This window comes from Sporosarcina psychrophila (genome assembly GCF_001590685.1).
GTDB classification, from domain to species: domain Bacteria; phylum Bacillota; class Bacilli; order Bacillales_A; family Planococcaceae; genus Sporosarcina; species Sporosarcina psychrophila.
Genome location: NZ_CP014616.1, coordinates 3,555,884 through 3,577,732 on the forward strand (window position 1 = coordinate 3,555,884; position 21,849 = coordinate 3,577,732).

17 protein-coding genes are annotated in these 21,849 nt (G+C 44.3%); 2 read left to right on the plus strand and 15 right to left on the minus strand.

Features of this window, described 5'->3' with window-relative positions:
* Positions 1 to 904 precede the first annotated feature (904 nt).
* The 9 genes from AZE41_RS23485 to AZE41_RS17050 all read right to left on the minus strand — a co-directional run bounded on the left by AZE41_RS23485 (position 905) and on the right by AZE41_RS17050 (position 14,220).
* Positions 905 to 1,036: a hypothetical protein gene (locus tag AZE41_RS23485; protein WP_257722487.1), complete on the minus strand. Its 132-nt coding sequence runs from the start codon at positions 1,034 to 1,036 to the stop codon at positions 905 to 907.
* 54 nt (positions 1,037 to 1,090) lie between these two features.
* A complete protein-coding gene (locus AZE41_RS17015; protein ID WP_067211918.1) occupies positions 1,091 to 1,465 on the minus strand; it encodes a YisL family protein in 375 nt (124 codons plus the stop codon).
* A gap of 73 nt (positions 1,466 to 1,538) precedes the next feature.
* Positions 1,539 to 2,438, minus strand: coding sequence for a fumarylacetoacetate hydrolase family protein (locus AZE41_RS17020; RefSeq protein ID WP_067211921.1), 900 nt, complete (start codon positions 2,436 to 2,438; stop codon positions 1,539 to 1,541).
* A gap of 43 nt (positions 2,439 to 2,481) precedes the next feature.
* Complete coding sequence (locus tag AZE41_RS17025; protein WP_067211922.1) at positions 2,482 to 3,678, minus strand: DUF418 domain-containing protein; 1,197 nt, start codon at positions 3,676 to 3,678, stop codon at positions 2,482 to 2,484.
* A 2-nt stretch (positions 3,679 to 3,680) separates the two neighbouring features.
* Positions 3,681 to 7,388 (minus strand): helicase-exonuclease AddAB subunit AddA, encoded by a 3,708-nt coding sequence (gene addA / locus AZE41_RS17030; protein WP_067214036.1) that lies wholly within the window; start codon positions 7,386 to 7,388, stop codon positions 3,681 to 3,683.
* The gene (addB, locus tag AZE41_RS17035; RefSeq protein WP_067211924.1) at positions 7,366 to 10,863 is read right to left on the minus strand and encodes a helicase-exonuclease AddAB subunit AddB; all 3,498 of its coding nucleotides are present in this window, start codon (positions 10,861 to 10,863) and stop codon (positions 7,366 to 7,368) included. The genes addA and addB overlap by 23 nt, the downstream gene beginning before the upstream one ends.
* Before the next feature lie 499 nt (positions 10,864 to 11,362).
* Positions 11,363 to 12,337: a sensor domain-containing diguanylate cyclase gene (locus AZE41_RS17040; RefSeq protein WP_067211927.1), complete on the minus strand. Its 975-nt coding sequence runs from the start codon at positions 12,335 to 12,337 to the stop codon at positions 11,363 to 11,365.
* 20 nt (positions 12,338 to 12,357) lie between these two features.
* The gene (locus AZE41_RS17045; protein WP_067211928.1) at positions 12,358 to 13,167 is read right to left on the minus strand and encodes an alpha/beta fold hydrolase; all 810 of its coding nucleotides are present in this window, start codon (positions 13,165 to 13,167) and stop codon (positions 12,358 to 12,360) included.
* Between the two features lie 429 nt (positions 13,168 to 13,596).
* Positions 13,597 to 14,220, minus strand: coding sequence for a TVP38/TMEM64 family protein (locus tag AZE41_RS17050; protein WP_067211931.1), 624 nt, complete (start codon positions 14,218 to 14,220; stop codon positions 13,597 to 13,599).
* 157 nt (positions 14,221 to 14,377) lie between these two features.
* Here AZE41_RS17050 and AZE41_RS17055 point away from each other — a divergent pair, with 157 nt between their 5' ends.
* Both AZE41_RS17055 and AZE41_RS17060 read left to right on the plus strand, forming a co-directional pair.
* Complete coding sequence (locus AZE41_RS17055; RefSeq protein ID WP_067211933.1) at positions 14,378 to 15,103, plus strand: AzlC family ABC transporter permease; 726 nt, start codon at positions 14,378 to 14,380, stop codon at positions 15,101 to 15,103.
* Positions 15,103 to 15,411, plus strand: coding sequence for an AzlD domain-containing protein (locus AZE41_RS17060; protein WP_067211936.1), 309 nt, complete (start codon positions 15,103 to 15,105; stop codon positions 15,409 to 15,411). The genes AZE41_RS17055 and AZE41_RS17060 overlap by 1 nt, the downstream gene beginning before the upstream one ends.
* A 471-nt stretch (positions 15,412 to 15,882) precedes the next feature.
* Here AZE41_RS17060 and AZE41_RS17065 read toward each other — a convergent pair whose 3' ends face one another.
* The 6 genes from AZE41_RS17065 to AZE41_RS17095 all read right to left on the minus strand — a co-directional run bounded on the left by AZE41_RS17065 (position 15,883) and on the right by AZE41_RS17095 (position 21,838).
* On the minus strand, positions 15,883 to 16,134 hold the full coding sequence (locus tag AZE41_RS17065; RefSeq protein WP_067211939.1) for a CsbA family protein: 252 nt from the start codon (positions 16,132 to 16,134) through the stop codon (positions 15,883 to 15,885).
* Between the two features lie 38 nt (positions 16,135 to 16,172).
* Entirely contained in the window at positions 16,173 to 17,342 is a 1,170-nt protein-coding gene (locus tag AZE41_RS17070) for a PDZ domain-containing protein (protein ID WP_067211942.1), read from the minus strand.
* 317 nt (positions 17,343 to 17,659) lie between these two features.
* Positions 17,660 to 19,108 carry a S41 family peptidase gene (locus AZE41_RS17080; protein WP_067211947.1) on the minus strand — a complete coding sequence of 483 codons (1,449 nt, stop codon included), beginning with the start codon at positions 19,106 to 19,108 and terminating at the stop codon, positions 17,660 to 17,662.
* 73 nt (positions 19,109 to 19,181) lie between these two features.
* Positions 19,182 to 19,763, minus strand: a complete 582-nt coding sequence (locus AZE41_RS17085; RefSeq protein WP_067211949.1) for a redoxin domain-containing protein — start codon at positions 19,761 to 19,763, stop codon at positions 19,182 to 19,184.
* The gene (locus AZE41_RS17090; protein ID WP_067211952.1) at positions 19,756 to 20,403 is read right to left on the minus strand and encodes a hypothetical protein; all 648 of its coding nucleotides are present in this window, start codon (positions 20,401 to 20,403) and stop codon (positions 19,756 to 19,758) included. The genes AZE41_RS17085 and AZE41_RS17090 overlap by 8 nt, the downstream gene beginning before the upstream one ends.
* Positions 20,404 to 20,524: 121 nt before the next feature.
* Positions 20,525 to 21,838: a murein hydrolase activator EnvC family protein gene (locus tag AZE41_RS17095; protein ID WP_231885703.1), complete on the minus strand. Its 1,314-nt coding sequence runs from the start codon at positions 21,836 to 21,838 to the stop codon at positions 20,525 to 20,527.
* Between the last annotated feature and the right edge of the window lie 11 nt (positions 21,839 to 21,849).

The window sequence follows — 21,849 nt, forward strand, 5'->3', positions numbered from 1 at the left end:
ATGGTTAATATCCATTTTTACTGGGTCATTTGCGGTTCGCTTTCGGCGAAATAATCACGACACATTTTCCGAGAGGCATGTGTGGCTAGAAGTGACGGAGTCACTTCTAGCCACACTTTTTTCGGTCATTCTGTTGTGAATAGTTGCCTATCGCGTACCTTCAATGTTCAAGTGAAAAATGCAGTTATGTTTGAATGAAAAAAATAGATGACTTTTTATAGAGATTGTAAGTGCCCGTAGATGCAATTTCGGGCACTCTTGCACTTTGTACAATGCGTTCCTTGCTTACTTCTAGAAAATATTATGTATGTAATCATGTGATAGTTTGTAGAAAGTAACACTTCTTTACTAGTAAAAAAAGAGAAAACCCTAAAGAAAGTTTCAACTAGGTAGATGCCCCTCTATTCTTTCGTACAAAAAAGCTTTTGCACTTTGTGTGAGGCCACTGAAAAAGTTCTTTTTATAGTAAGAAATAGTTGATTGTAGTGGAGAGCGGCGACTCCAGCGGGAACAGCGCGAGCTGAAGACCCCGCAGGAACGCAGTGACGAGGAGGCTGAAGCCGTGCCCGCGGAAAGCGTCCGCTCGGAACGGAAATCAACGGGATTGAAGGAAATTGGACTTTTTCAGTGGCCTCCTTTGTGTACTAATGCATTTGGAGCGCGACGGATGAATAAGCACCATACGATTACCGAAAAAATGTGTAGGGATGCGACGAAGTCGCATCCCTACACATCAAGACATCTCGGTAATCGTATAGAGGTCGTTCAATCCAAAGTAATCCAAATATACTGTACACGAAGCGCCTAGTGTTTGATTAAGTTATTTACTAGTTGTTTGGTTAATCAACAGACCTGTTATCAAAACGATAAAAAACACCCGCCAGCACAATCGCCAGCAGGTGCCTCATTCATCAAACAGTTCATCGTCATCAGTAGATGACCGCTTTTTGCGGGAAAACAGGATGACGGAAACAGCAAAGAACGCCATTAACATCAAAACAACGACAAGTAATATCGGTCCGATACTAGATCCCATCTCCATCCCCCGTTTGCGTAAACAACGCATTTTCAGTAATCATTCCCGTAAAGATTAAGCGAACCAAGTAATGCCAAATGGCAATTTAAATCCTAGGAACATCGTCGCCAATACGAAGACGAAAAATAGGATCCATACTACTTTGACACTCTTATTCTTCGCAGAACGGACGAGCACCATTTCCATCATACCAATTGTCAGAAGACCCAATAAGAATTTGACGCCATACAACGCGCCATCAAGCGATGAATATTCAAAGAATAGCGCCGCGCCTGTAATTACAATCAGCACGTAGAATAGACGTGCAATCATATGAAGAATTTTTCTGCCTTTTGACTCTGTGTCCATACTTGCAGCAACGAGGAATAAGATAATTCCAACAACCCATGTGAAAATATGAAGATGTGTAGCGTTTGTTAATACGTCCAAATTAGTCACCTCATTTAATTAGTAATACTAAATAATCGTATCACAATTGACTAATTCGCAAAAGGGAAACTGCTCAAACAAACTTATTTACGAGAGTTCCGATGCTTTCAATGGACACTTTTACAGTATCGCCTTGTTTTAAAAATGTCGGAGGTGTCATGCCTTTGCCGACGCCAGCAGGTGTACCCGTCAAAATGACATCGCCTGGTTCAAGTGTCACATAACGTGATATTTCAGCAATCAGTTCGTCGATTTTGAAAATCATCGACGCTGTATTGCCATTTTGTCTCACTTCATCGTTCACTTTTGTCACAACTGATAAATTATGTGGATTCGGTATTTCATTTTTCGTCACAATATAAGGTCCCATTGGACACGATCCATCGAGACTTTTTCCTAAGAAGAACTGGCCATGTGCCGCTTGCACGTCACGCGCCGTCACATCGTTTGCAATGGTGTAACCGAAAATATAATCATAGGCCAATTGTTTCGGGATATTACGTCCTCCCTTGCTAATGACAACCGCAAGTTCCCCTTCATAATCAAGGCTATCCGTCACATCAGCATGGACTGAAACGTCTTGTTCATCCGCTGCAATAGCGGTTGGTGATTTCGTGAAAATCATCAACTTTTCAGGTGGTGCATCTGCGCCCATTTCCGCCGCATGGTCAGCGTAGTTTTTGCCTACACATAGGATATTTTTAGGCGTTCTCGGAATTGGCGAAAGCCATTCTATAGCAGTGAATGCATATTTGAATCGGTCCGAATTCTCATCCGACCGCGCCTGTTCAGCAAGTTTCCGTACTTTTTCAACGAAATCCAGACCAGATGCAATACCTTCCGTGATTGTTTGTGGAAAATCAGTATCCTCAAATGCTTCTGCAATCGCTAACATATCCCATACTGCATCTTCCTTCTTCACTTTAGGTCCAAATAACGTCCTGCCTTCGTAACGGAACGATAATAATTTCATCTGTCAGCCCATCCCTTCATTAGTAAAACCCTTATTCTGATTACTACGACAAAGGCCGATCCTTTTCCTCTTTATTCGGCAAATTCTTTCCGTATGTTCCTTTGCGCCACAACCACTCTAATGGACCCATGCGGAATTTCGACAGCCAAAGTTCAGCAATTAGAACTTGAATGATGAACACACCAACTGCAATACCCACTCCCGTTGCCAAGTCTACTTTGCCATACATGCCAAAACCGTAGGCGTAAAAAATAATTGTCGCCACAATCGATTGCGTAATATACGTCGTCAACGACATCCTACCTACTTTTGAAATAGGACGGAATATCGCGCGGAAAAATGGTAGTTGATAGAGTAAGAGCAACAAACCTATATAACCAATTGCTAAAACAGGACCGCCGAATTGCTCTTGCAATACAAGTGCATCCATTGAAGGACCACTAGTATGTGGTATAGCTTTCATCCATATGCCCGCAGCAAGTGAAACAACAGTCACGACTGCGATGCCCACTTTCAATTCCGCGGCGCGCTCAATTACTTTCCATTTAGACAAGCCTGCCCCAATCATAATGAGTGGCAATACGACGAAGATACCTAGTAACGAACTCGTCAATCCCAAAGTTAGCCATTCAGTAAAACGGAAGCTAAAGATTTCGCCATAACTACCGTAGGCATACGCTTCAAGCGAGCGTTCAATTTGATGAATATCTGCGTAGCCTTCCATTATTGCATTCGAATCCAATTTATTGAGAAAATAAGTGATTCCATAAATGATTCCCGAAGGCACAATATAGACGAAAGCAGCAATCGGTAACATCCACTTCTTCGGAATCCTAACACACGCAATCATCATAAAGCCCATTAACGCGTACGTAAACAAAATGTCACCCATCCAGATGAACAATACATGAAGTAAACCGAAGACGAGCAAAACGCCCATACGACGTGCCATGACTGGCGCAAATGACATCTTATTTGCCATTGATTTTTCATATTGCATATTTAAACCATAACCGAACAGCATGGCGAAAATCGGGTAAAAACTCGCTTCCACGAAGATATCAACCCATTTAAAGACCGCCATATCACTCGATGCACTAAACCATGAATACGGATCCATATACAAATACGGTGAATGGAATACGAGCATATTCGCGATGAATATCCCGAGTAATGCAAACCCGCGCAGCATATCGAGCGCCTCAATACGATTTCCAAGCGTTGTTGGTGTTAATTTCAATTTTATTCCCCCTGAATATTTATAGTCCTATGTCCGTCAAATAAATAAAGGACCATCTCTTTAATGTCGATTTTCACAATTTCTTCAATCGCTTTCTTGTACAGGTTCAACTGGATGCCATACCGGACCTGCATTTCTGCGTCGACTTCTTCATCAGAACCAAAGCGTCCGCTGACTCGGTCAGTTTTATAATCTAGCAGGACCCAACCATCTTGCTCTTCGAATAAACAATCCGCGATCCCTTGCAATATTTGGTAATCCCCGTCGTTATCATCAAAAGCGTACGTAAACGGCAATTCGCGCTCTACTTTCTCAGCTTTCATAAGCCGTTTTGCAATCGACGTTTTGAAAAAATGTGCAACCGTATTGGCATCGACTGCAATCGCTTCTTCTGTAGTCAGTAACTGGCGGACCGTCAAATCTGTTAGGAGCTTCTCAACATCAGTGACACTACTTTCTTTCTGGATATCGATATGCTGCATAATCGTATGCATCGCCGTCCCGACTTCCGCTGCAGATAGTGCCCGTGATTGCATGAAGGCTGGTCGATTATGGAGATATGCCGTACTGACATCCGCATTCGTAGACACAAACAAATCATCGTCCGCCTGTTGTTCTAGAATCGACAGCCGTTTCAACTCACTGACCGTCTGTTTAGACCGTTTCGTTACCGATGGAAGATGTGGATATGTCGCGTCAAACCTGCGTTTCACTTCCAGCAACATCCCCTCGTCGACTTCTTCAATTGGAACGACATCCAATGATTTCACTGGTTCCTCATCGCTATCTCCAAGCTTACTAAATAATGCCGAAACAGGCAGCGCATCTATCTGCCAAACTGAGGCATCGATTACAGACTGACCTCCCGGGATACTTCCGAATTTCGCAAATGCCGGATGTCTCGCGACTGCTGGACCAATCCAGTCTAAATAACCGTTTGCACGTGACCTCGTATACTCAGGCAACATCAGTTCAGGGTCGACTAGCTGGGCATCTTGCCATTTTACAATCGACTTTTCGATATCTTTTACGGAAGCAATAATTTCAAGATGTTCTTTCGCCCGTGTCATAGCAACGTATAACACACGCATTTCTTCCGCACGCATTTCAAGTTCTTTCTTTTCCTTCATTGCAAGAAACGGCAAGGATGTATAGGTAATCCGGTTGTCCGGATCAATCGCTTTCACTGCCAGACCAAAATGCTGGTCGAACAAATACGGTTCATTGAAATCCATCTTATTGAATTTCCGACCCGCCCCTGCGATGAAAACGAAAGGAAACTCCAATCCTTTCGATGAATGGACGGTCATGATACGGACAACGTTTTCCTTTTCTGTTAGCGAACGTGCGGCACCGAGATCATCGCCCCGTTTTCGCATACGGTCAACGAAACGTAGAAAACGGAACAGCCCACGGAACGACGTTTTTTCATAATCGATTGCACGGTCATGCAGCGCTCGTAGATTGGCCTGGCGCTGTTTACCATTTGCCATTGCACCGACCATTTCGTAGTAATGCGTATCGGAATAGACTTGCCAAATTAGTTCGGACAACGAACCGCGTCGTGCCAAGTTACGCCAATCCTCGAACTGATTGAAAAACCGTAGCAGTTTTTCCTGTGTCGCTGTTGCAACACCTGCTCCGCCTGTTGTAACGAAACGCTTCAACGCTTCAAAGAACGGTTCGCTTTTTCCGGCAAGACGAATTTGTGCCAATTCATTTTCCGTCATGCCGATAAACGGAGCACGGAGGACGGATGCAAGTGGAATATCCTGATAGGGATTATCGATGACACGCAATGTATTCAACATAATCATCACTTCTAACGCATCGAAATAACCGCGTTTTAGTTCAGCATAGATTGGAATTTCCGCTAGTTTAAATTCCTCTGCGATTTCACCTGACCATGTCATTGAACGCATCAAAATAACAATATCTCTATATTCAAGTGGACGCTTTTTATCGCTGAATGCATCAGTTACTTCAGCGCCTGATGCAATCATATCCTGGATTTTTTTTATCATAAATCGTGCTTCCGCCTGCGAACTCTTCAAGCTTTGGCCTGCTAATTCCGTTGCATCGTCTAGCTCCTGCTCATCTTCCTCTTCTTCATAGAGCAACGTCAAACCAGCTGTTACGGCTTTTTCAGGATAGTTAGCGCCATATTTCAACGCCGCCGCATCATCGTATTCAATTTCTCCGACACGCGCGCCCATCACTTGTGAAAAGACGAAATTTGTCGCATCGAGCACTTCTTTACGACTTCTGAAGTTGGCATTCAAATCGATTTTCAAGCCTTGATGGCCATCCGTTGCCGTAAATCGATTGTATTTACCAAGAAACAGCATCGGTTCAGCAAGACGGAAGCGGTAAATTGACTGTTTTACATCGCCAACCATGAACAGATTGCCATCCTCTTCCCCGCCGCGCTTAACGAGCTGGATAATCGTCTCCTGCAACATATTGACATCCTGGTATTCATCGACAAGAACTTCTGAAAAGCGATTTTTGTAGTCAACTGCGATATCAGAAGGCACCAGTTCTCCATCTTGAACATTCGATAAAATCCGTAGCGCATAATGCTCTAAATCTGAGAAATCGACAATCCCTCGGTCAATTTTCACTTGTTCAAAACGCCTGCCGAAGTCGATCACTAAGTCAATGAGCGTATGCATGGTCGTCGCCATCAAGCGAATTTCATCCAATAAACGGGCTGGTGTTCTCGTGAAATAAGATTCTTTCAACGTATTAATAATTTTCTTCACCGCATCACGCAGCGCTTTCGCTCGTTTTGCAAGTTCTTCATCACACGAATCTTTGCGGATTGTCCCCGCCTTTGCCCATTTGAGAGAGCCAAAAAATGCGTACATTTCTTCCCATGTACCATCCGTGATGCGTCGAATTGCTTCATTAATCCACATCAAATCTGCTTCAGCCGTAGCAGCAAGTGGTTCCGGCCCGTCCACCATCAGCGCAATGTTTCGCATATCGCCAGTTAACGCCGCCGCTTCTTCAAGCGTATGGAGAATAGCCGTTTTCAGCGGTTCGATAAATTCAAGATCATCGATAGAAGCTTGGTCACCTATTTCATATTGCATGGGAATTTCGCGCAACCATTGTTCCGGTACCGGATGAACGCGGGAATAATCATACAAGCGGTCAATCAGTGTTTCGATGGACTGATCGTTGCGGTCAGACGTAAAACTATCTGCTAGCCGGTACATTGCTTCCGGATTTTCCGCACTATAAGCATCTTCAAGGACAGCCCCAATTGTATCGTCACTTAACAGCGCCGCTTCCGTACTATCCGCAATCCGGAATCCCGGGTCGATATCGATTAAATAAGCATATTGTCCAACGACGTTCATACAAAATGAGTGCAGTGTGGAAATCTGTGCTTTGTTCAATAAATTCAACTGCCTGCGCAAGTGGACGGATTCCGGCCTTGCAGCAATCGCTTCTTCCAACGCTTCCGCCATCCTGTGTCGCATCTCTGCAGCAGAGGCATTGGTAAATGTCACAACGAGCAGTTCATCGACATCGATTGGATTATTTTCATCCAGTACTTTTTCAATCATTCGTGTGATTAACACTTTCGTTTTCCCCGAACCAGCGGCAGCGGAAACGAGAATATCTTTCCCTGTCGCCCAAATTGCTTTCCACTGGGCGTCAGTAAATGTTAGTCCCTCAGGTTTCACGGGTATGTGCATCATCCCCCACCTCCTTACGCATTTTATCGAGAGTTAATTCTGGGTCCATTTCGGCATAAGACCGATGCTCTGCTGACGGATCTGTTTGATCGAACTGACAAACGGATCGATACGAACAAAACTCGCATGGCATTTTATTTTTTAATTTATAGGGATAGACGCGGGTATCGCCCGCAAGCATGGCATCTCCGGCTTTTTGATGGCGCGTTCTGACAAACGACCGCATCATCTGCAAATCATCGGATGACAATACTTTTGACGTTTTCGCAAAAGTTCCATCCGTTTTAATCGAGGCTGGCACGATTGAAGAGGATCTGCCAATATCAGCATCCATGCCGATGACAACTTCCTGATTATCGAGCAAATAGCCTCTCATCTTATAGGATTTCGCGATTTCCGCTTCAAGGAGTGCAGGTGTTAATTCGGAACCGGAGCGGATCATCGGGTTATGAATATGCATATACAAAATGCCCGCTGGATCCGCATGTATTCCGAGCCATTCGTCTGCATTTTCTAGCGCTACGTCAAGATAGGTCATCATTTGCAAGGACAAGCCGTAATAGACTTCTGTTAAATCAAGGCTTTTGGCAGATGATTTGTAATCGACAACACGGACATAGTTTTTACCGCCAATTTCGGTCGCATCGACACGGTCAATTCGGCCACGCAGTTTCATCGAATCACCACGGCGCAATGGAATTTCAAGCGCTGGCAGTTCTTCGCCGGGTCCAAATCCTGCCTCAATGGCAACCGGTTTGAATACCGTCGATTTGGCCTGCGTACTAAGGGAATAAATTGTTCGCTGAATAATATGCATGAGCTTACGTTTAATATAAACATAACGATTCGTTGATAATAGTATTCGATTAAAGAAGTAAGGAGAAATATCTTCCACCGCTGCTCTCGCAAGCTTCCAACATTCTTCGCGCGTCAGCTCTGCCCACGACTTATCGAGGCGCATTGTTTCATCGGACACCCATTTTAAAGCCGCGTGAAATAAATCCCCGATAGCCGGTGCTTCCAGCGTAAATTCTGTCCGTTCGCGCAAACCAAGTCCAAACGAGGCGTAATGCTGGAACGGACAGCTGTAATAGGATTCAATGCGTGACACACTGGAAACAAATGACTCCCCGTACAACCCTTCCGTTATCTCTGGACGCAGTCGTTCCGCCCCATTCTTCGCGTTCATCGGGCGAATGATATGACTGATGACAGACGACCAATACGGATCCTCGTCGTAATACGCCATCACTGCACGCCATTCACGTTCCAACACACCCGACTGTTCCGCCTCTTTCAACTTCATTGATACATAAGGAAGTGCCGAACGCGGGTGGCTAATGTAATCGAATTGATTGGCTTCTAGCGACAATTCGGATGGATCCGTTACCGCTATTTTAGTTTCAGTTCCTGGCAGCATTTGCGCAATTCTCGTAATATACAACGACGGAATAAGTGCTTTCCCTTCCTCGTCTGCAATTGGATACGACACATATAATTTTTCGCGCGGTGCCGTAAATGCACGATAGGCCATATACGTTTCATCCATCAATTTCATCTTCGACGTTGGAGCTAGTTCAAAGCCGATTTCCGAGAACCATTCACGGTCGGCATCTGACAGAAGCCCTTCATTGTCAACCCGCTTCGGCATGACGCCATCGTTCACCCCAAGGACAAATACAGCGTCAATTTCCATTAAGCTTGAAACTTCGACAGTCGACACCGTCACTTGGTCGAGCGACGGCGGAATGCGAGCAAATTCGAGTGAATCAAATCCTTCATCCAAAATCCGAGCTGCTTCTACAGCATCCATTTTTTTATCGCCGAACATAAGGACGAACTGATCTAGTACATTAATCCAGCCGTTCCAAGCTTGTTCATGTTCCGTTGCGCCAAGTAATCGTCCTGCACGCTCTTCTTCCGCACGCAGATCGATGATTTTATCATAGACATTTAAGTTTTCCATGAATAAAAACAGCGCTTCCGCGACATCACGTCCCGTTTTGGACCGTTTCAAACGTTTTTCAAAATCAGTAAGCGGATCCCGAATTTCATCACGAATCACATGCAGTTCTTGCTCCATCGCGATTTCTTCGTCGGTTTGCACATTTGAATGCAATTCAAGACCGCGGTATTTTTTCACGCGCCAACGGCTGTCATCGAACCAACGCTGTCCGTAAATCCCATGTGCAAGAACATAGTTTTCGAGTCTATCTGCTCGATCACGCCATAATAACTTGGTTTCTCGGTGTGGGAAAAAGAGATCTGTTTTTACTGCGCGGAACACCGATTCATATGACCAACCCGTTGTCACCGCTTCTAACACCGAACGTGAAAACTCGATAAGCGGATGATGCAACATCGGTTTCTTCTGGCTGATGAACACCGGAATATCATAATGTGGAAAAATGGTCTCAATCAATTCATCATATTTTTCAGGCTGCCTGTACAAAATTGAAACGTCTTTGTAACGCTTGCCTGCAATCATTAACTCACGGATTGTACGCGCCACTGAGTGGATTTCCGCACGACGGTCCGCTGCTTCAATCAAGACCACATTGCCAGCTGACGGTTGTTGCTTCGCAGGATAGTGGTCGAATTCCGCTTCAAAATGTTTTAAGTCTTCATTTTGATAACGTGGCGAATTCGCCAAATGGACATCTTCCTCTACTTCCACCGATTCAGCACGTGCCAGTTCACGCAATTTGAGGGAGGTCCTTACGGGATTGAAAAATAATTCATGGTCCGCAAACCCTGTGAGAGCGCCTTCCATCGGCAACACAACTGTCAGTCGATTGGCGTGTTTCATCAGTTCCGTGACTATTTCATATTCCCGCGTCGTGAAATTTTCAAAACCGTCGATATAAATATCTGCCCCTTTTAACAGGTCTGAATGGGCAATTTGTGAAGCAAGTAGAGCCAAGTGTCCTTCACTATCGACATAAGTTGTACCCAGCTTTTCTTCAATTTTTGTCAGCAATAATGACAAGTCTTCCGCTTTGTCGAGCAATGTGCGTGGTGCACCTGTTGAAGCTAGTGCATCATGGAGATTGCTCATCGTTTGATGGTCGAGGCAATAGCGACTAAACTCCTTCAGCAAGTCCCCAATTTGTTCCGTGAATCCACGTTTATTAGCCGCTTGTCGGAACAATTTGAACTGGTCCCGATTGTCTTCTAAAACGCTTCGTACAAGCATCCTGTACCCGAAACCATCTATTTCCTTGCGCGTAATGCCACCTGTTTCCTGCAGCACACGCCATGCCAACCGCTTGAACGTCAATACTTGTGCACGGATAATCCCTTTTAATCCGAAATTAACGGACAAGCTATGCTCCATCGAAAACGACATCTGGTCAGGCACAATGACAATAACAGGCGCTCCCATTGGATCTCGTTCCAATTCAGCAGCCATCTCCCGCTCAATGAACGTCGTCTTTCCAGCGCCCGATCTACCGGTTATGAAACGTAGTGACATTTTGCGTCCTCCTTTTAATGAATGTAGGTTATTTATTTCTATCCTAGTTGAACATTTAGTCTAGAAACGCCTTCGCTGGGTGGTCTATCTTAGAAAGCGCATTTCATTGTCGGAGATAAGACCTGTAGTATGTAGTGCGTCTTTCTTCAATGAAATTAGTATCAAATAGTAATCACATTATTATTTCAGTCTATACATCTCAGAATAATAACTCTACCGATAATGTACACGCTAGCGCAGGCGCGGCAAAGGCATCCCCAAAGCGCTAAGCGATCTACAAACCACACTCCGGGTCACAACTCTCTCATTATTGCGCGCCGCAGCAGATTCAACAGGATTCTTTAATTAAAATGTAACTAGCTAAAATCCCCTGTAACCCTTTCTTTCTATTGTACAGAAATAGTAGGACTTAGCATAACGATGTCTACGGCTTCTATTTATCAAAAAAACCCAACCTATTGAGCGGTTGGGCTGCTTCTTTTTCGATTGGCTGTCCATGTTACAACTGAAGTGCATGTGTGACCTGATTGCGACCGCTTTCTTTGGATGAATAAAGTGCTTGATCCGCTTTGGATTGGAGAGTGGTTTCAGTGTCTCCTTTTTTCATAGTTGCTATGCCGATACTAATTGTAATTGGGATTTCTCCCAAAGAAGTACTTTCGATATATGATCGAATCCCTTCTGCAAAAGTTAGCGCACCATGTTCGTCCATGCGCGGAAGAATCAATGCAAATTCTTCCCCTCCATAACGGGCAGCGATATTGCCTTCTTCGCATGCAGTCTTCAAACGTTGTGCCAACTTCTGCAGGACCCTGTCACCCATCAAATGTCCGTACGTATCATTAACCTTCTTAAAATGATCAATATCAAGTAGCACTAGTGACAGTGGTTGTGCTGTTATTGCACTTGCGGCGATGTTCGTAGCCAAATCTTCTTGATAACTACGCCGATTTTTAAGACCGGTTAATTCATCTGTCTCGGCTAAAATCTGCAGCTGGGCGTTCAGTTCTTGAAGTTCTGTTTGCTTACTTTTCAAATCCTTTTGTAGCTGATTAAGCTCAGCAATGGTCTCACTTTTTATCCTAACGGCCTCTTCAGAAGCTTTTTTAGCTTCAAGTAGTTGGAGCTCATACTCGGTGCGACGATGCATTTGAGTAATAATAATTTCATTTACCTGCATCCCGCTTCGATTCTTGCGCAAAGCATTGATGAGCACAGGAATCTCTTGATCGCTTTTCGACTTGAGGGTGAGATACATTTCATCCACCTTTTTATGTAATCTGATCATCGGAAAAAAATAAAGTTGGTAAAAGAGCCGGCTAGGGACTGTCAAGATTAAGTTGACATGCCTTCCCTGTACGTCGACAAGGTCACCCCCTAGTAATTGAAGTAAGGTTTCATTGATCGTCAATATTGTTCCGTCATCGGCAAGTGAGAGATAGCCGCACGGTGCATAGTTCAATTGTTCATCCATACGAAAATCTACTCCTTAACTCATCTGCTAGCTGATAAATACTCGCAAATCAGGCGAATCGTTTCTTCCGGATGGCTCATGTGAGGACAATGCCCCGTTGCCTGCATTAGTCTCAATGTACTTCCTGACAGATGGCGGTGAATATAGTCACCGACTTCAATTGGAGCAATTGTATCTTCTGAACACATCATAATTAAGGATGGAACCACCACTTTCTTCAAATCTTCCCGGTTATCAGAGAAGAAGGTGGTCTTTGCAAACTGGCTAGCGATAATTGGGTCCGTTGAACAAAAGCTTTCTTCCAATTCTTTAAACAGCTCCGGACGTTCAGGGTTTCCCATAATAACTTGCGAAAAATTGTTTGCCCATCCAATATAATTCATATCCATCATGTCAAGTAATCCCTCAAGATCCACCTTCTCGAATCCCCCCATGTAATCAGGAGGATCATTCAAATAACAAGGCGAGGGGCCAATCATGATTAGACGCTCAAAATACTCGGGTTTTTGAATAGATGCCAACATGCCAATCATACGGCCAACTGAATGTCCTACTAAAACTACATTTTCAAAATTTAATGTTGCACAAATGTCAAGAACATCTCGTGAATAACCATGAAGATCGCTATATTTACTAGTACTGTAAGCATTCGTATCTGACTTCCCCGATCCTACGTGATCAAAAAGGACAACCCGATATTCCTTTTCAAAGAAAGGTGCCACAAACCTCCAAATATTTTGGTCACATCCGAATCCTGGAACAAAAATGATTGTCTTTGTACCTCCACCAGTAACATTCACATTGTTACGCTTGAGAATATTTTCTTCCATAAGATAACCCCTTTTATCCGAAAATCAATATAAGCAAATAGCATAGATATTGTTTTTCTATCGACCGACAAATTCATTACATGTAAATAGTATTATATAACCACAATAAAGTCATTCCCTTTATAAAACAAGTTATAAACACCTACAATCAATTCCCTTTAGCAAAACAAAAAATAGGGGACGTCCATTTGTAATCAGTTAATTTGTGTCAACTTCAATTCTTGAACGGCCTCGATGGTAGGTCGGAAACTAAATTATTGTCGTCTAACTCATATTGATGAACACGTTTTATCTCCCCGAACAATGTATTGGCTAATACTGTTTGGATGAAAGTCTGTGATTCATACCACTAAAAAAAACCTATCATCCCTACTTTACTTGATGTCTAAGATAGGGATGACAGGAACCATTTCACATAATAGGGAGTGATTACTTGTCATTACGCGAAGCGGCAGATGCACGGAAATCGGCCTCCACTTTTGAATTCAGCCTGCGCTCAAAATATTTGCCCACGAGCCATAGTAAAAAGATGACGACTACGACAATCGCAGTTCGAATTGGATTCGTGAATAACGCTTTTATGTCATAGCCGATATAACTAATCATGAAAATCATGACAAACTTTCCAGCCATAAGCGTGATTAAATAATTCTTTTTCTTCATATCAGATAGGCCTGCAACAAGATTGACGAGTGCGGACGGTGTAAACGGGAAACACAGGAATAAAAATAAGGGTCCGAAACCGTTTCTCTCCACCCACTTGATTAATTTTTGAATACGTGCGCTTTTAGTCAAGAAATTAAGTAACCGATTGCGTCCATATTTTCGGATGATCAAAAATACAGCATAAGAACCCACAACAGTTCCCGCCCATGACAGAAGGAATCCATACCAAAGACCGTAAGCGCCTGCATTCGCCAGAACAAATGCAAAGAGCGGAAGAAACGGTAGAAATGACTCGATAAATGGCAGTAATAGCCCAAGAAACGGCCCAAGTGATTTATAGTGTTGTGCTAATTCGATTATTTTATCAGGATTCATCCACTCATTCATTAGTAACAACCTCAATTCAAAAACTTTTTTCGTCAGGCTTTCTACTTTTTGATTACATAAAAATACCCCGTATTTAGAGTTTTCCTTTAAATATGAACATTTAAACCCTGAAGTATAGTATAATCGCTTAAATATACTTTGGGAAGATGTGAATACAATGAAGAATAACCAATTCTCAGCTGGTCTAAAAGCAGGGACGAGCATTGCAATCGGATATTTCCCCGTGGCGCTCACATTTGGACTGCTCGCAAAAACTGCCGGCTTGTCTATTATAGAAGCTACGGCGATGAGTATATTCGTTTACGCCGGTGCCGCACAATACATGTCGCTCAGCCTAATTACATTAGGTATCGACCCGCTGTTGATTGTCATGAATACATTCGTCGTCAATATTCGACACTTTCTTATGACGGCTTCGCTCAATGAAAAGATGCAGCCCGCTCGAAAATGGGTCAAAGCGATCTATGCGTTCGGCATTACAGACGAATCATTTACAGTACTCGCAACAGGGAAGAAAGGAAAGATTCCGACCGCATTCGCATTTGGCGTATCGTTAATTGCGTATGGCAGTTGGGTCATCTTCACCGTTATCGGTCACATTATCGGCGCAAATCTTCCACAGTTTTTACAAGCCGCAATGTCGATTGCCCTCTATGCAATGTTCATCGGATTACTTGTTCCTTCGATGAAGGGCAACCGCAAAGTCGTCATGCTCGCTGCACTTGCTGCCGCCATCCATTGTGTCCTGTACGTAACAGAGGCCTTGTCGACAGGCTGGTCCATTCTTGTTGCAACACTTGCATCTTCTATTCTAGTAGAGATTGTTTATTCACGGCGTGGGAAAACGACTGAAACGATGTTCAAACGAGAGGAGGAAGTTTAATGGGGCCTAGTTATTGGTGGATGCTTCTTGGTATGGCACTTGTGACGTACATTCCGCGTATGATTCCGCTGACTGTTTTAGACGGTAAAGAGCTGCCGCCGGTTGTGTCAGGTGTCTTGCGCAACATTCCCTATGCCGTCCTAGGTGCGCTCATCTTTCCAGCAATTTTATTTGTACAGGAAGGGAATATATTGTTTGGGGTGCTTGGAGCCGGTGCCGCGTTTTTAATCGCCATTTTTGGCGGCGGGGTGATGTCTGTTGTTCTTGGCACGATTGCTGTGCTGGCTGTTTATAGTTTGTTTATGTGAGGATGGGGGGCCGCTTGGGTGCGGTCTTTTTTTGTTTTAGGATGATTGGTTGGTTGACGGCGGAGGATATGCTCGGTTAGTCGCGTGTTTTGATCGGGCGGCGGTGGATATGATCGGTTAGTCGCGGGTTATGATCGGCTCGCGGCGGATATGTTCGGTTGGCAACGTCTTATGATCGGGCGGCGGCAGATATGCTCGGTTGGCAACGTCTTATGATCGGGCGGCGGCAGATATGCTCGGTTGGCAACGTCTTATGATCGGGCGGCGATGGATATGCTCGGTTGGCACGGGATATGCTCGATTGGGCATGGGCATATGCTCGGTTGGCACGCGATATGATCGGTTGACTCGCGGTATGCTCGGTTGAACACGCGATATGATTGGTTGGCATCAGTTATGCTCGCTCAAAAGGAAAATCCCCATTTCATCCCACAACAAAACCGCTCCTTTAACAGCGAGCGGCTCCATTCGTCAATCCTCTTGTTCATGCTGCCTTGCAATCTTCATCATACGTGTCGCATACCAAAATCCGACCGTGAGCGATAGCGCATCCGCCCCGTAAAGAAGCCAGTTATGCGTATAACCCGCGTATACCGAAGCTGCAATCAATGCAACCGTTAAAATAAGGCCGACGACGTGGTGAAATGTCACACGGGTGAATAAAATAACAAGTAATCCCGGCAAAAGCAAGGCAAGTAACAGTTTAGTATCGAATGAATCCATTTTCAACATTCCTTCCAGAGTAATCGTTCACTCGATGTTTACCGAACGACGAGAAGTCCTAGGCGATGGTGGTCATGTCGATAAATAACCTGTTGCATAAGCCGAACTTCCCCGTTACGATCAATCACTTGCAAGCGACAATGTGCAGCATTAAGCTGAATCGCATCATATAGTTCTTTCTCGTTACTTACCTGAAGACCATTTACAGCACGAATGTATTCACCCGGCAGAAGCCCCATTTTTTCTCCTGGAGATCCTGGTACGACGCCCGCGATGACAACCCCCGCTGGACGCGGCGCAACAGCGAACCCCCCTTGCCTGTCACGTACCGAAGCCGTAATGGAAATGGCTACCCGACACACTACTCCTAGCAGTAAAGCTACCCATCCTAAAATCGGAAGCCATAATGCAGCAAGCCCTACGATAACGACAATACCGCCTGTCCAAACGATAGCGCGGCCAATTTTTGGGAATAAAACATCTGGATACAGCGAGCGAGCCACTTGTGAAAATCCGATTATAACAGGAACCGGAACAAAACTGAATGCACTCTCTCCAAATGTGAATTGCGGCCAATATGGTACGAAAGCCGAAATCATATCCCCTGGCACCAGAAATACAACCGGCAACAGCCATAGCCGCTTCGTCTTGAAGGCTGCAGCACGCAGTCCACGGTTTGTATGCATCAAGGACGGCGACGCATACCGGATCGTATGACGTCTAATAAGAAGTCCTTCTACAATTAAGAATAACCCAGCGATGACTGGAATCGTTACAGCAAGATCGCCAAGTAAATCCGCCTGCTCTGGCGTCCAGCCACGAAACGAGAAATTCCCCATATACTTTTCTATGAAATAAAGAGCGAAAAAAGCCGCAGACGCAAAATAAATCGGTGAAGTCACTTTATAATAGAATGTCAGCAGTGCAATAAGTGCTGACGCAGAAAATAGCACAAGCCAACCCGGATCTGCTAGCAAACCTGCCCCGGAAATCAAAACGGACAGTACGAGCGCATAGGGCCATGACTCCGCCAATAGCCGCTTTAATTCTGTTAACCCCGGCAACAATCGGACTTTGAAACTCCGACGCTCTTTTTTCACACGGAAATACCCAACTCCAACTGCTGTAAAAAGAACCGCTATGAATAATGGATTCAGGAAAAACAGCGCAACCGCTTCTACTATGTCAAACATCGTTTTCTCGGACACGAACCGTCACCATCCAATCTTCGTTTACACTATCATGTTTCTACATTGTAACAAAAGAATCCTGCTCTATGTGAAACGTTATTGAATTATTCATTAAATGGGAAAAACCGCTTATAGTTTTGGGGTGGTGTAGGCGATAGTCATGGCTCTTCCCCTTGAAGTCACGGCTATCCCCCGCGAAGTCATGGCCGACAAAGTTAGTAAGGGCAAATACCGACTTTGTCATGGCTAGTCTCCCCGAAGTCATGGCCACCTGCCATCTACCTCATCCAATAAAACAAAAAAACTCCCGACATCGTAACGTCGGGAGTCATCGTTTACTTTCCATCTACTATATGATGGATATAGCCAATTGCCATTTGCAACTGATCGTCATTTTTACGGTCGTTTCGGAATTCTTCCACTTTAATTTTTACCGTTGAGAAGAATAATCGATCCATGGTCGGTCCCGCTTCTACTTCAGCATCTTCACGAAAAGCACTAACTGCACGAGAAGTTGATTCATCAAAAAATCCGTCGTTTCGGGCGACACTATATCCTAGGCCCGTCAGCAACTTCTGGCCATAAGCGATATCGTCGTGATAATCGCCTTCCGTATAGACTTCTGTGACGAGTCGGATATGCTCGCCAAACAATTCACTTTGAACAACTTCAAGGTCTTCTTTCACACCTTTTCCGTGAATCCACTTTTCTTTTGGTGTGAGCCATTTATGCGTCGACAACTTCATTTCTCCGCCGTTTGACAAGTCCAATGTTTCTTGAACCGTTCCTTTTCCGAAACTCGTTGCACCAATGATGTAGCCTCTTTTTAAATCTTTCAATGCAGCGCTCATCACTTCACTTGCGGAGGCACTGCCTTTATCCTGCAGTAAAACAATCGGCATTTTTTGCAGTTTTTCATCATATGGAAACTTGTCGGTCTTTTCCGTAACGAGCGGTTCCAGCGTTCCAGCCGCATCTTGCATATAGGCAAAAGTCGTATCTTTCTTCACTAAACTGCCCACGATACCGCCAACAGTATGCAGGTAACCGCCGGGGTTGCCGCGCACATCGATTATCAGTGACTGTGCCCCGTCCTTAATGAGCTTGTTTGTTCCATCCAGCCACTCTTGGCGGCTCTCATTGCCGAACATCGTAATCGATATGTAACCGATCTTCTGTCCACGCTCTTCAATCATTTCAGTGGATACAGTTTTTACAGGAATACTGTCCCTCACGACCGACACTTCGATATGCTTATCCAAATCAGGCCTGAAAATCGTCATGGAAACCGTTGTCCCTTTCTTACCGCGGATTCGCTGTACAACGTCTTGCAGTGATTCCCCTTCAATTCGCTCGTCGTCAATACGAACGATTTCGTCATACGGCTGCAAACCCGCTTTTTCAGCTGGAGACCCTTTCACCGGAGCAACAATGATGTATTTCCCATTCGAGCGCGTAATTTCAGCGCCGATCCCGATTCGCTCTCCTGCCAGCGATTCCTTATGGGCGGCCGCCTCTTCCTGCGACAGATACGTCGAATACGGATCGCCGATGACATCCGCCATTCCGCGCAGCGCCCCTTCAATCAACCTGTCCTTATCCACTGGGTATACGCCTTGTTTCTTGATGACGTTGAACGCTTCACCGATTACCGGAAACGACGCACTTAGCGTCCCCTCTTCCTTCTTAGCACTTCCTTCTCCTGCACAACCATCCAACAGAAGAAAGACGACCGTCGCCAAAGCGGCCAGTATGACGAATAACATAAACCGGCTTCTCTGCATAATGCAATGTCCCCTCCTCCGTCCACTATATGAACGATAAAGGAACATTACGACAGCAGAAAACCGGCTTTCTTCAATCTAAATTCTTAACAAGGCTCCTCAATGCTTTTTCATCCATCGGCCCAACAATTTTCTGACTGATCTTACCGTCCGTGCCAATCATAAACGTTGTCGGAATTGGGATAATCCGGTAATCATCGATAACGGTACCTTCTTTATCCAGCGGAATCGGGAACGTTAATCCATAGAGTTTGATGAATTCCTCAACGCCCTTAAGGCCCCGCCTTTCCTCCGTCGTCAAGTTGACCGCAATAATTTCCACATTATCGGTATCCTTATATTTCTTATAGTATTTCTGCATATGCGGCATTTCCGCCTTACATGGACCACACCACGAAGCCCAGAAATTTAATATTACTTTTTTGCCCTTCAAATCCGATAACTTCACCACATCACCAGACATCGTAGACAGTTCAAAGTCAGGCGGAACCGAACCTTTTTCCAAACCAGGCTCATCGTCTAATGCACTAAAGTCGGCACCAATCAGAAATTCATCAATTGGTTTTGGTTTATCCAAATTCGATTTCACCATAATGACCACCATCGATCCGATAAGCAGTACAGCTATGATGAATCCGAGTGTTTTCTTATTCATAGATATCCCTCCAATCTAACTTTCGCATAAACACAATCACAAAAAACAATCCCATGACTACAGTCGTAATAAGCGGTGTCTGAATAAATTCATCTGGTTGGACGGCAGCCACAAAAACATGAACCGCCATAAACACAAGTGCAAGTTGAACCGGCCAATTATCCGCTTTCCCACTATTCATCCAGAAAAATACCGCGAATAACCCAAATACAACTACCGTTACTACTTGCGCAATCATTTCGCCTTCATTCAATAAAACCATTATCACCTGATACACAACTTGAACTAAAACTGCACCCGTAAAAAGTGCCCGAAATCCATTAGCATCAAGCCGCCCCTTCTTCATGTCCCATAAGGTCTTCCCGGCAATAAATAGCAGCCCCAAGTAAAAACCGACTGCCCCACCGTGGAAATAAACAATCGCAAGTGGTGACCGAAGAACCGAATTGAAATCAGTGAGTACTATACTCAATTTCCAAACAATCACCAAGTAAAAGAACGCATCTCCTATGATTTCCGCCTGCTTCTTCCCAAATCTGAACCGAACTGCACTATATGCAACAACAAATGCTACCATGAGGGCAATCCAAGATGAGGGAACACTAAGGCTTCCTATCGTGAAAAATGAAGTGACTGGCATTCGCATTTGCCCCCTTCAACACCTAATACCATAATCGTATCCAAAAATAGCATCGAAAGCCATCATTCTAGTTGAAAGAAACAAAAAAAATCCGCCTCAGTCTTGAGGCGGACACAATTAGTTAGAATGATACATAACGTAATGGATTCACGGCACTTGGTCCAGATGCAGACCAGTTTCCGATATGCATTTCAAAATGGAGGTGAGGCCCGGTCGATGCGCCTGTGGTTCCAATCTTCCCGATGAACTGGCCTTTCGCAACTTGCTGACCAGCGCTTGTATTAATGCTGGACAAATGTGCATAAACTGTTGTGAAAATCTGCCCATCAATTGAATGTGTCACCATGATTACATTGCCGTAAGTTCCCATTGGTCCGGCGTGGGAAACAACACCGTCACCCGCCGATACAACAGATGTTCCAGTGCTATTCGCAATATCGGCTCCACGGTGCTGCCTTTGAGTGCCGTAAATTGGATGCGTTCTCCAACCGAATGACGACGTGTAAGTTCCGGAAGCAGGTTTCGTCCATGTCCCATTTGAGACGGGTGGAAGATAAGAAGATGAACCCCCACTACCACTACTATTTTGTCTGTCTTTCGCGGCTTGAGCTGCCGCTGCTTTACGTGCAATTTCAGCTTGACGCGCAATTTCAGCAATACGTTTTTGTTCTGTTATAATTTTCTTTTCAACATCCTTACTAACTTCATAAGTTTCATGCAAATCAACTTCTAGCTTTTCTTTTTCGTTGGCTAATTTCTGTTGTTCTGCTTCTAGTTTATCGATTAACTTATTCTTATCACTTTTCTGTGCTAAAAGAGATGCTCTCAAGTTTTGAAGTTCTTTTTTAGCGGCTTCCTGCTTGGCAAGTTTTGACTCGACAAGTGCTTTTTCTTCTTCAAGCTGCGCAATATCACTCGCTTGTTGCTCCATAATACTTCGATCTGCATCCATTAAAGAATTGACAGCTGAAAAACGGTCTATGAAATCTGCAAAACTATTGGCTCCGAGAAGAACGTCAAGATAGCTAACTTGTCCGCCTTTTACTTGCATAGCACGAACACGTTCACGCAATACCACGTCACGCTCTTCAATTTTCTTTTCAAGATCAGCAATTGAAATGCGTAACGCATCAATTTCTTCGGTTGTTTTATTTATTTGTCCGATAACACGGTTAATCTGTTCGTTGGATTCGTTTATTTTAGCGTTAAGTGCTAAAATTTGATCCGTAATTTTTTCGATAGTCGTTTTTTTGCTTTTAATTTCAGTATTCTTTTTACTAATTCCCGTATTCAATTCGCTTTTCTTCTTATCAAGTAATTTCTGTTCTTTTTTCAGGTCATCCAAAGGACTCGCTAAAACTCCCGCTCCACTAATAATAGTGGACAGGAAAACGATTGCAATTGTACCTGACAACAGCTTTTTATATCTATTCAACTTCCCAGTTC

What these genes read in the sequence shown, in the direction of transcription:
- AZE41_RS23485 (WP_257722487.1), bottom strand. Translation starts at nt 1,036, where the DNA reads ATGGGATCTAGTATCGGACCGATATTACTTGTCGTTGTTTTGATGTTA.
- AZE41_RS17020 (WP_067211921.1), bottom strand. Translation starts at nt 2,438, where the DNA reads ATGAAATTATTATCGTTCCGTTACGAAGGCAGGACGTTATTTGGACCT.
- addA (WP_067214036.1), bottom strand. Translation starts at nt 7,388, where the DNA reads ATGCACATACCCGTGAAACCTGAGGGACTAACATTTACTGACGCCCAG.
- addB (WP_067211924.1), bottom strand. Translation starts at nt 10,863, where the DNA reads ATGTCACTACGTTTCATAACCGGTAGATCGGGCGCTGGAAAGACGACG.
- AZE41_RS17040 (WP_067211927.1), bottom strand. Translation starts at nt 12,337, where the DNA reads ATGGATGAACAATTGAACTATGCACCGTGCGGCTATCTCTCACTTGCC.
- AZE41_RS17045 (WP_067211928.1), bottom strand. Translation starts at nt 13,167, where the DNA reads ATGGAAGAAAATATTCTCAAGCGTAACAATGTGAATGTTACTGGTGGA.
- AZE41_RS17050 (WP_067211931.1), bottom strand. Translation starts at nt 14,220, where the DNA reads ATGAATGAGTGGATGAATCCTGATAAAATAATCGAATTAGCACAACAC.
- AZE41_RS17055 (WP_067211933.1), top strand. Translation starts at nt 14,378, where the DNA reads ATGAAGAATAACCAATTCTCAGCTGGTCTAAAAGCAGGGACGAGCATT.
- AZE41_RS17060 (WP_067211936.1), top strand. Translation starts at nt 15,103, where the DNA reads ATGGGGCCTAGTTATTGGTGGATGCTTCTTGGTATGGCACTTGTGACG.
- AZE41_RS17065 (WP_067211939.1), bottom strand. Translation starts at nt 16,134, where the DNA reads ATGGATTCATTCGATACTAAACTGTTACTTGCCTTGCTTTTGCCGGGA.
- AZE41_RS17080 (WP_067211947.1), bottom strand. Translation starts at nt 19,108, where the DNA reads ATGCAGAGAAGCCGGTTTATGTTATTCGTCATACTGGCCGCTTTGGCG.
- AZE41_RS17085 (WP_067211949.1), bottom strand. Translation starts at nt 19,763, where the DNA reads ATGAATAAGAAAACACTCGGATTCATCATAGCTGTACTGCTTATCGGA.
- AZE41_RS17090 (WP_067211952.1), bottom strand. Translation starts at nt 20,403, where the DNA reads ATGCCAGTCACTTCATTTTTCACGATAGGAAGCCTTAGTGTTCCCTCA.